12 protein-coding genes are annotated in these 10,084 nt (G+C 66.3%); 3 read left to right on the top strand and 9 right to left on the bottom strand.

Annotation, left to right across the window (positions count from 1 at the left end):
* From WBF82_RS23330 to mca, 3 genes are all read right to left on the bottom strand, one after another.
* A partial coding sequence (locus WBF82_RS23330; RefSeq protein ID WP_424385299.1) for a thioredoxin domain-containing protein occupies positions 1-1,971 on the bottom strand: 1,971 nt, incomplete at its 3' end.
* Positions 1,955-2,212: a hypothetical protein gene (locus tag WBF82_RS23325; protein WP_424385298.1), complete on the bottom strand. Its 258-nt coding sequence runs from the start codon at positions 2,210-2,212 to the stop codon at positions 1,955-1,957. The genes WBF82_RS23330 and WBF82_RS23325, both read right to left, overlap by 17 nt.
* Positions 2,209-3,081: a mycothiol conjugate amidase Mca gene (gene mca, locus WBF82_RS23320; protein WP_424385297.1), complete on the bottom strand. Its 873-nt coding sequence runs from the start codon at positions 3,079-3,081 to the stop codon at positions 2,209-2,211. The genes WBF82_RS23325 and mca overlap by 4 nt, the downstream gene beginning before the upstream one ends.
* A gap of 117 nt (positions 3,082-3,198) precedes the next feature.
* Here mca and WBF82_RS23315 point away from each other — a divergent pair, with 117 nt between their 5' ends.
* The 3 genes from WBF82_RS23315 to WBF82_RS23305 all read left to right on the top strand — a co-directional run bounded on the left by WBF82_RS23315 (position 3,199) and on the right by WBF82_RS23305 (position 5,129).
* Positions 3,199-3,633 carry a DUF4307 domain-containing protein gene (locus WBF82_RS23315; RefSeq protein ID WP_424385296.1) on the top strand — a complete coding sequence of 145 codons (435 nt, stop codon included), beginning with the start codon at positions 3,199-3,201 and terminating at the stop codon, positions 3,631-3,633.
* A gap of 259 nt (positions 3,634-3,892) precedes the next feature.
* Entirely contained in the window at positions 3,893-4,387 is a 495-nt protein-coding gene (gene greA / locus WBF82_RS23310; RefSeq protein WP_424385295.1) for a transcription elongation factor GreA, read from the top strand.
* A 43-nt stretch (positions 4,388-4,430) separates the two neighbouring features.
* A complete protein-coding gene (locus WBF82_RS23305) occupies positions 4,431-5,129 on the top strand; it encodes a GOLPH3/VPS74 family protein (protein WP_424385294.1) in 699 nt (232 codons plus the stop codon).
* Here the strand turns inward: WBF82_RS23305 and WBF82_RS23300 are convergent.
* The 6 genes from WBF82_RS23300 to WBF82_RS23275 all read right to left on the bottom strand — a co-directional run.
* Positions 5,122-6,276, bottom strand: coding sequence for a cystathionine gamma-synthase (locus WBF82_RS23300; protein WP_424385293.1), 1,155 nt, complete (start codon positions 6,274-6,276; stop codon positions 5,122-5,124). The two genes, WBF82_RS23305 and WBF82_RS23300, sit on opposite strands and share 8 nt — an antisense overlap.
* Before the next feature lie 131 nt (positions 6,277-6,407).
* Positions 6,408-6,959, bottom strand: coding sequence for an RDD family protein (locus tag WBF82_RS23295; RefSeq protein WP_424385292.1), 552 nt, complete (start codon positions 6,957-6,959; stop codon positions 6,408-6,410).
* Between the two features lie 143 nt (positions 6,960-7,102).
* Positions 7,103-7,495: a CD225/dispanin family protein gene (locus WBF82_RS23290; protein WP_424385291.1), complete on the bottom strand. Its 393-nt coding sequence runs from the start codon at positions 7,493-7,495 to the stop codon at positions 7,103-7,105.
* Between the two features lie 234 nt (positions 7,496-7,729).
* Entirely contained in the window at positions 7,730-8,167 is a 438-nt protein-coding gene (locus tag WBF82_RS23285) for a DUF2752 domain-containing protein (RefSeq protein WP_424385290.1), read from the bottom strand.
* Positions 8,148-9,542 carry a cystathionine beta-synthase gene (locus WBF82_RS23280; RefSeq protein ID WP_424385289.1) on the bottom strand — a complete coding sequence of 465 codons (1,395 nt, stop codon included), beginning with the start codon at positions 9,540-9,542 and terminating at the stop codon, positions 8,148-8,150. The genes WBF82_RS23285 and WBF82_RS23280 overlap by 20 nt, the downstream gene beginning before the upstream one ends.
* A 43-nt stretch (positions 9,543-9,585) precedes the next feature.
* On the bottom strand, positions 9,586-10,084 hold a 499-nt coding region (locus tag WBF82_RS23275; RefSeq protein ID WP_424385288.1), incomplete at its 5' end, for an alpha/beta hydrolase fold domain-containing protein.

The following is a 10,084-nucleotide window of genomic DNA, read 5'->3' as shown; positions in this document are numbered from 1 at the left end:
ATCCTCGGCCGTGGCGACCGGCAGATCGCACACCCGGCCTCGGCAGACGTAGGCGGCGTCGACGCCGGACACCCGGTCGCGGCCGACAAGCAGCTCCGACGATCCAGCGGCACCGCCGACGACGATCGCCCCGCCGGGGGCGAGCCTGCGGGCATCTGCCAACAGCGACGACGCCGGCGGGTCACAAGCCACCGCGATCTGCAACGGCCCGCGCACCGCGGCTTCGGCGACCGCCAGCCAATGTCCGGCCGAGCGGGGCGCCCGGGCCACCAGCGGGGAGTGCGCCTGCAGCGTGTCAGCCGCCGCCTGCCGATAGCGGTCAGCGCGTTTGGCCTCGACCAGATGCGCCGCGATGAGCAGCGCCTCGGCGATCGAGGATGCGCCCGACGGCGTCGCGCCGTCCAGCGGGTCGGCGGGCCGCAACAGCAGCCGCTCGGCATCGTCAGCGCTGTCGAACCAGCGGCCCGGCCGGTCCGGATCGACGAAGTGCGCCAACGCAATATCGAGCAGGTCGATGGCCGTCGTCAACCAGACGTCGTCGGTGGTCAACTGGTAGAGCGTCAGCAGCCCGGTGGCCAGCATCGCGTGATCTTCCAGGATCGCCGCGCTTTCGCCGACCCGCCCGCCCAGGCTGGCCCGGCGCAGCCGGCCGTCCACGAGGTGCAGTTGCACCAGCGCGTTCGCACAGCGAGCGGCGGCGTCGGCGAACTCCGGCGCGTCCAACGCGACACTCGCCTCGGCCAGCGCGGTGATGGCCAGTCCGTTCCAGGCGGAGACGACCTTGTCGTCGCGCCCTGGCTGCGCCCGTCTGAGCCGGGCGGCCAGCAATGCAGTCCGGACGCGTTCGAACCGGCCCGGATCATCCGGATCGTCGGGCAACTGCAGCACCGACGCGCCGGCTTCGAAATTACCCGTCGCGGTGACTCCGAAAACCGAAGCGGCCCAAGGAGCGTCGACGCTGCCGAGCACTTCGGCCAGTTGTGTCGGTGTCCAGACGTAGGTCGAACCCTCGCGGCCGTCGGCGTCGGCGTCCAGCGACGAGGTGAACATGTTGTCTTGGGCCAATTCGTCGAGCAGGAAACGTGCCGTCTCCCCAGCGACCCGGCGTGCCAACTCGTCGCCGGTGCGACGCGCCCAGTGCGCATAGCCACGTAGCAGTAGCGCGTTGTCGTACAGCATCTTCTCGAAATGCGGTACCACCCAAGCGTTATCGACACTGTAGCGAGCGAACCCGCCGGCCAGCTGGTCGTAGATTCCGCCGCGGGCCATCGCGGTCCCGGTCCGGCTGACCGCATCCAGCGCACGCGATGAGCCGGTCCGCTCATAGTTTCGCAGCAGCGCCTCGAGCAACGCCGACGGCGGAAATTTCGGAGCGCCGCCGAACCCGCCGCGCGCAGTATCCTCGTCACGCAGAATGGCGGCGACGGCGCCGTCGCACAGCGACGCCGCCACTTCCTGGCCGCCCCCAGGCAATCCTGCTGCCATTGACTGCAATTCGCCTGCGATGTGGTCGGATGCCTGCTCGACCTCGTCGCGACGATCACGCCAGGTACTGACTACCGCCGAAAGCAGCTGCAGGAACGCGGCTTTGGGATAATAGGTGCCGCAGAAGAAGGGCCGGCCGTCGGGCGTCAGGAAACACGTCATCGGCCACCCACCCTGCCCGGTGAGCGCGACGGTGGCGTTCATGTAGACCGCATCGATGTCGGGCCGCTCCTCGCGATCGACCTTGACGCACACGAACGCCGCGTTCATCGCGGCGGCCACCTCGTCGTCCTCGAACGACTCGTGCGCCATCACATGACACCAGTGGCATGCGGCGTAGCCGACCGACAGCAGGATCGGCACATCACGTTCGGCTGCCTCGGCCAGCGCCTGCGGCGACCACTGCCGCCAATGCACCGGGTTGTCCGCGTGCTGGCGAAGGTACGGGCTGGCGGCCCCGGCGAGCTGGTTACCCGCCGGGCTCATGGGGCTCGTCGCCTCCAACCGTGCCTTCGTCGGCGTCCTGATCTGGCTCGGGGTGCTGCGGATCGAAGGATTCGGGCACCTTCTTCAGTTGCCGGTTCATTGACCGCACTAGGAAGAACGTTCCGACCAGCAGCAGCACCACCACCAGCAACCCGAACGGGCTGGCTTTGCCGAAATCCGGTCCGTTGTTGTGCGGCGAGTCTGCCAGCAGCCGGATCGCGGCAAGCGCAAGCGCGTTCACTGTTGCGCCTCGAGTCCGGCGAACAGATCGGTTTCGGGAATTCGCACCGGAACACGCGAGCGCGCCAGCTCGTACTCTTCGGTGGGCCATAGCCGCTGCTGCCATGCGATCGGGGCCGCGAAGAAGTCGCCTTTGGGGTCGATCTGGGTGGCGTGGGCCCGCAGCGCATCGTCACGCTGACTGAAGTACGCCGAGCATTCGATTCGGGTGGTCACCCGGCCGGCGAACACGTCGTGCGCGGGATCCCAATGGGCAAGCCACTTCTCGAACGGGCCCTGCTGGCCGTGCTTGGCGAATTCGTCTTGCAGCAGCTGCATCCGCTGCCGCAGGAATCCGTGGTTGTAGTACAGCTTGGACACCGTCCACACTTCTCCTGCGTCCGGGAACCGGGCATAGTCGCCGGCCGCCTCGAAGGCACCGACCGAGACCTGGTGACAGCGGATGTGATCGGGATGCGGGTAGCCGCCGTTCTCGTCATAGGTCGTCATCACGTGCGGGCGAAACTCGCGCACTACCCGCACCAGCGCCTCGACCGCCACGTCGAGCGGGGTCAGCGCGAAGCAGTCCTCGGCCAGCGGCGGCGGCGGATCCCCCTTCGGCAGCCCGGAATCGATGAAGCCCAGCCAGGTGTGCTCGACGCCGAGGATTTCGGCTGCCTTGGCCATCTCGTCGCGGCGGATGTCGGCGATGCGTCCGTGCACTTCGGGCAGGTCCATCGCCGGGTTGAGAATCTCGCCGCGTTCGCCTCCGGTCAGGGTCACCACCAGCACCCGATGCCCCTCGTCGGCGTAGCGGGCAAGGGTGGCGGCGCCCTTACTGGATTCGTCGTCCGGGTGGGCGTGCACCGCCATCAACCGCAGTTCGCTCACGTGCTTCCTGTCCCATGTCTTTCGGCCTGGTTTGTGGCCCTATAGTTCCAGTCCTAATAGTTTCATCCCCGACACCGGGGCCCGAAGCCTGATTACCCGGCAGATGGCGCAAGACACATGACCGACCGTTCGCTGCAGCCGCCGCACACCCGCTACGGGTATCGGCCAATGCCCCGCGCGTCGCGGCGCCGAATCGTTTTTGCGCTGGCTGGGGCGGGTGTCATCGCCGGCATCGTCATCGCCGTCATCGGCTACCAACGGCTGGGGCGCAGCGACGTCCACGGCGCGCTAGCCGGCTATCGGCTGATCGACCAGGAGACGGTATCGGTAACGATCAGCGTGACGCGATCGGATCCATCGCGGCCGGTCGACTGCATCGTGCGGGTGCGCACAAAAGACGGCAGCGAGACGGGTCGGCGTGAGGTGCTGGTTCCGCCGGCATCCGAGGCAACGGTCCAGGTGACGACGATCGTCAAGTCCTCCCAACCGCCGGTGATGGGCGACGTCTACGGCTGCGGCGCCGACGTGCCGGGCTACCTGCGCGCCCCCTGACCAGACCGGCTTTTGGCAGCCGTTGGCAAACCCCGAACAGCGAAAACGGAGTCGGCGCCGGCAGCCGCGGTGGTAGGGTATTCGGATGCACGGTTCCAGCATGGGACCGTGTATTGCTGCATCAGCGGCCAGATGCGCCGCGCAGGGGGTCTGCCCGACTACTGGGGTCGGCAGTACACGCGGTGGAACCCCCGGCAGCAGAGACGACAACTTGCCCACGCGGATGCCGCGGAACCGACAGCACAAGGAGCACGACGAGATGACGGACACTCAGGTGACCTGGTTGACCGAGGAGTCACATGACCGACTCAAGGCTGAGCTCGATCAGTTGATTGCGAACCGTCCGGTCATCGCCGCGGAAATCAACGACCGGCGCGAGGAGGGCGACCTGCGGGAGAACGGGGGATACCACGCCGCTCGCGAAGAGCAGGGCCAACAAGAGGCCCGCATTCGTCAGCTGCAGGACCTGCTCAACAACGCAAAGGTCGGCGAGGCTCCCAAGCAGTCCGGCGTGGCGCTGCCCGGTTCGGTGGTCAAGGTCTACTACAACGGCGACAAGTCGGACAGCGAGACATTTCTGATCGCCACCCGCCAGGAGGGCGTCAACGACGGCAAGCTCGAGGTGTACTCCCCGAATTCGCCGCTGGGCGGCGCCCTGATCGACGCCAAGGTCGGCGAGTCGCGCAGCTACACCGTGCCCAACGGCAACACCGTCGAAGTGACGCTGGTCAGCGCGGAGCCATATCACGCCTGATTAGGGCTACTGGTCGGGACTAAGGGCGGGATCACATCGGCTGATGGCGCGCATCGCCGAGGATTTAGCCCTGCTGTTGCTCGACAACGCCTCTGCGGAGCCCGCGTTGGATCGGGTCCGCCGCGGGCGGGTGCTATCCGGGGCGGTGCTGCTGGACTTGGCGTATGCCTGCCGGATCCGACCGGCGGTGGACTACGAACCTGTGCAGGCCGGTCAGCTGGTTGCGCTGATCGGACCGGAGCCAACCGATCCGGTGCTCACCCCCGCCCTGCAGATGTTGCTGCGCCGCCCGATGAGCCCGACTGCCGCGATTGCAAAACTGCGCCGCCAAACCACCGGCGTGGTGTTGTCGGAGTTGGAGGCTGGCGGCCACATCCACCGGGTTCGACTGCAGGGCAATGGCTTCCAGGGCTTCAGCGGCTTCAAGCGGGTGTACGCGTGGCCGCTGGTCGATCGCACTCGGGTCGACGAGATTCGTACGACGCTGATGTCGGTGTTGTTGGAGCACAGCCGCCCCGATCCCGCGATGGCGGGACTGATCGCGCTGCTGCACAGCGTCGACGGCCTGCGCGCGGTGCTCAGCCTCAACGAGCGGGCCTGGGAATGGGCGCTGCACCGGGCGGGTGATATCGCCAGCGGTAGTTGGGTACGCGAGTCCGAACCGGAGCTGGCCGAAGTCAACCTGGCTGTGACGGCCGCGGTCATCCGTCAGGCGCTGGCCGCGCGCGGCGGGGCTAGCTGAGCGCCTGTTCGAGATCGGCTACCAGGTCGGCGATGTCCTCGATGCCGACCGACAGCCGCACCAGATCGTCGGGAACCTCCAATTGGGAACCGGTGGTCGATGCGTGTGTCATCGCGCCGGGGTGCTCGATCAGCGACTCGACTCCACCGAGCGACTCGGCCAGGATGAACACTTTGGTGTTGGCGCACAGCGCCTGGGCGGCGCTGCGTCCGTCGCGCATCCGCACCGACACCATGCCTCCGAAGCCGCGCATCTGCCGCGCCGCGATCTGGTGACCGGAATGAGTGGTCAGGCCGGGATATAGCACCGCGCTCACCGACGCGTGCTCGGCGAGGAATTCCGCTATCGCCAAGGCGTTTTCGCTGTGCCGCTGCATCCGCAGCACCAGTGTCTTCAGGCCGCGCATCGTCAGGTAGGCATCAAATGGTCCCGGCACCGCGCCCGCGCCGTTCTGCAGGAACGCAAACGCCGCGTCCAGCTCTTCGTCGTTGGTGATCAGGGCTCCGCCCACCACGTCGGAGTGGCCGCCGATGTACTTGGTGGTGGAGTGCAGCACGATGTCGGCGCCCAGCGTCAACGGCTGCTGCAGCGCCGGCGATGCAAACGTGTTGTCCACCAACACTTTCGCACCAGTCTCGGCGCCCAGCTCGGCGATTGCGGCAATGTCGGCGATCGACAGCAGCGGGTTGGTGGGTGTTTCCACCCAGATCAGCCGGGTGCGCGGGCGCAGCGCAGCGCGGACCGCGTCGAGATCCGACAGCGCCACCGGGGTGTATTGCACACCCCACCCGGTGAACACCTTGTCGATCAGCCGGAACGTGCCGCCGTAAGCGTCGTCGGGGATTACCACATGGTCGCCGGGGCGCAACACTGCCCGCAATGCACAGTCGCTGGCCGCCATGCCGGAGCCGAACGCCCGGCCGAACCTGCCGTCCTCGACGGCGGCTAACGCCCTTTCCAGCGCGGCCCGGCTCGGGTTGCCGGTGCGCGCGTACTCGAATCCGCCGCGCAGGCCACCGACCCCGTCCTGGGCGAAGGTGCTGCTGGCGTAGATCGGAGTGTTGACCGCACCGGTCTGCGGGTCAGGGCGGTAGCCGGCATGGATGGCCTTGGTGGCCAGCCCGGCGGTGTCGAAGTGTTCGCTCATCGACGATCAGCCTAGCCAGGCGACGATGCAGTGGGGGCACCTCCCAGCCGCGCAGCGGCGAGGGGGACGCGGAGCGCGATGAGGAGGAGCCTGGCAATCAACCTAGCCAGGCGACGATGCAGTGGGGGCACCTATTCGGCGGTCCCGTCTGCCTGCGTTTGCTCCAGAGGCAGGCAAACAGTGGCCATGATCTTGTCAGCCAGCGTTTGGCGCTTGGCGGTCCAGAGCGGAAACAGGTACCCGATGTAGAACGGCACGGCGTCGACCACGTGGCTGATCTGGCGCAGCAGCGACATTCCGAAACCGACCGGCTCTCCGGTGTTCTCGCTGACGACTCTGAACTTCAGCACTGACTTACCGATGCTCGATCCGGTTACGCCCTGTCGGTAGCCGTAATTCCAGACCAAATACACCAGGCCGAGCAGCATCGCCCCCCACATCACCGTCACACCCACCGTGGAGTACCCGATGGAACAGATCTGGTTGACGTCATAGCGGGTGACGTCGGTCAGACAGGCGCTGTCGACGCTGTTCTGCAGCACCAGCCATCCGGTGCCGAGGATGACCACGAACGGCAGGATGTCGATCAGCCATGCCGCGACCCGGGCGTGCCACGACGTGTAGGCCTGCTCTGGCAGAGCGGGTGTCGCCGACCCCGGAGGCGACGGCGGTTCGTCAGTCATGAACGGCCTTCCCTCGCGCGGGCGAAGCTGCGTTGACCGCTCACAGACGTTCAGCCTAACGACGCTCAGCATCGCGATGCCTGTGACCGCGGCAGCATTGCCGCGCGCCGCACACTCCCAACGCGGCTCAGAAATGCCGCAGCTTACGTCGGGTAAGGCAGCGTAGTAGTGGTGGGAAGGTTCGACTCGACGGAATCCACGAGTAAGACGCCGAAGATCAAATAGATGATCCCGACGATCACGTACACCACGACTGTGGCGATCGCACCCCATAGCGCCCACTTCCGGGCGTCGTCGGCGGCCTTCTGCGCCTCCGCATATTGGCCTTGTGCCCACAAGCCTGAGACTTGAGTCGCCTTCACGATCGACACGATGCCGAACGGCAAGCAACAAAACAGGGTGACCAGGATTCCGAAGACGAGGTGGTTGTCGGGGGGCCGGGCTCCGTAACCCGGTGGTGGTGGAATACCGCCACCTTGAGGCGGCGGAGCCGGTGGATAGCCTCCCGAGGGCGGCCCCGGTGGTTGCTCAGTCATTCGCGCCTTCCGTTGTTGTTAACGCAAAGTTAGCTAGGCATGGCGCTCCGTAGGCTACCTGAGTGGTGCCTTGCGGCGGGCGCTACTGAGAAATAGCGTGTCACTATCGCGTCATCGGCAGTCGGCAAATGGCTGTCGCAGCCCCTCGGGACACCATTCGGTTTGCTAGCCGAAGTAATTTGCGTGCTGGGCTCCCCGCAACCCGCAAGCGCTCGGATCGGTTCGCCTTTTCCGTCACACCCGCAGCGCGACGAACGGCCCGAACGGCAGGTTACGCACCACCGACCATGTCGCCACCATCGCCAACGTCACCGGTGCTGCCCAGCGATTATGTTGCCAACTCCAGATTCGCCGGCGCGCCAGGCGCCCGTACACCCAGGCTGAATATGCCCACAACAACAGCGCTAACGCCGCTAGCGCCAGCGCGTTGAATTTCGCTGCTGCCAAAAGGTTTCCGTGCATCACCGAGTACAACATCCGCAAAGTGCCGCAGCCGGGGCAGTCGACGCCGAGCAGTAACTTGGTGGGGCACAATGGAATTGGGCCACCGGGCGTCGTGGGATCGGCCCACCATACGATCGCGCACGCCACCGCCACCGCAGCGGCAACACAGAGCGGGGCAGCGATACGCCGTAGGGTCGGCGCCGTCTGGCTATTTACGCCGAGGGCCATCGGACAGAAAACCTAACAAGTCATACCGAGTGATGACCCCAACCGGTTTACCCTCCTCGACGACCATCACGGCGTCCAAGTCCCGCAACGTCTTGGCCAGCGAGCCGACCAGTTCGCCCGCGCCGATGATCGGCAGCGGCGGACTCATGTGCTTGCCAACCGCGTCGGCCAGGTTGGCGCGCCCTTCGAAGACAGCCGAAAGTAGTTCGCGCTCAGACACACTGCCGGCTACCTCGCCCGCCATCACCGGCGGCTCGGCGCCGACGACGGGCATCTGTGACACCCCGTACTCGCGCAGGATGCCGATCGCGTCACGCACCGTCTCCGACGGGTGGGTGTGCACCAAATCGGGCAACTGACCGGACTTTCCGCGCAGCACGTCACCGACGGTGGGCTGTTGGATCGAGCCGTCCAGCGGGGTGCGCAGGAATCCGTACGACGACATCCAGGCGTCGCTGAAAATCTTCGACATGTAGCCACGGCCGCCGTCTGGCAGCAACACCACGATCAGCGCGTCGGGCCCGGCTTGCTCGGCCACCTTGAGCGCAGCCACCACCGCCATCCCGCACGAGCCGCCGACGAGCATGGCCTCCTCGCGAGCCAGCCTTCTGGTCATGTTGAACGAATCGGAGTCGGACACCGCAATGATTTCGTCCGGCACGCCGCGGTCGTAGGCCGCCGGCCAGAAGTCCTCGCCTACTCCTTCGACCAGATACGGCCGGCCGCTGCCACCGGAGTACACCGAACCTTCCGGGTCGGCGCCGATGACGCGCACCGCACCCCCGGACACTTCTTTGAGGTAGCGACCCGCACCTGTGATCGTGCCGCCGGTCCCGATACCGGCGACGAAATGGGTGACGTGGCCGTCGGTGTCGGCCCAGATCTCCGGCCCGGTGGTTTCGTAGTGGCTCGCCGGTCCCTGCGGGTTGGAATACTGGTCGGGCTTCCAGGCACCGTCGATTTCGGAAACCAGCCGATCGGAGACGCTGTAGTAGCTGTCCGGATGATCGGGCGGAACTGCCGTCGGGCACACCACTACTTCAGCGCCGTAGGCGCGCAACACGTTCTGCTTGTCCTCGCTGACCTTGTCGGGGCAGACGAATACACAGTGATAACCGCGATGCTGAGCCACCAAAGCCAAGCCGACGCCGGTGTTTCCAGAGGTTGGTTCGACGATGGTGCCGCCGGGCTTGAGCTGGCCGCTCTCCTCGGCGGCGTCGATCATCTTCACCGCGATGCGGTCCTTGCTGCTCAAGCCCGGGTTGAGGTACTCGACCTTGGCGACCACCCTGCCCGACCCCGGCGGCACAACTGAGTTCAGCTGAACCAGTGGCGTATTCCCGATGAGTTCACTGATGTGCTGCGCGATCCGCATGCGTCCATCGTCTCAGGTGCCGCGACGCCGCGCGCTATCGGCACTAGCCGGTGGCCTCGCGAATGTACTCGCCGATCTGCCGCAGCGAACGGGTCGCCTCAGGGATCGCCGGGGCGCCGAGCTGGAAGTCGTGTATCTGACCGGGCCACACCCGCACCTCGGTGGGGACCCCCACCGCCGCCAGTCGGCCGGCGGCTACCCGCGCGTCGTGCAACAACACCTCGGACCCGGACACGTGGATCAATGTCTGCGGCAGACCTGGCTCGACGTGGTCGAGCGGCTCGTAAAGTTCCTCGGGCTTTCCGTCGACAATGCGTTTGCCTGCGGCCTTGGCTACCAGGGCGATCAGGGCATCAAACGCCTTGGTCGGGAACATCGCATCTGTCTTGATGTTGGGATGCGCCTGCTTGGGCTCTTTGGCCAGCTGCAGTAACGGCGAAATCGCCACCAGCGCAGCCGGTTCCTCGCCGACCTGCTGAAGCCGTTGCGCCAGTGCCATAGCTAGGTACCCACCGGCGGAGTCGCCGGCCAACACGATCTGC

This window comes from Mycobacterium sp., assembly GCF_049673265.1.
Taxonomy (GTDB): Bacteria; Actinomycetota; Actinomycetes; order Mycobacteriales; family Mycobacteriaceae; genus Mycobacterium.
This window is presented reverse-complemented; position numbering and strand designations above follow the sequence as displayed.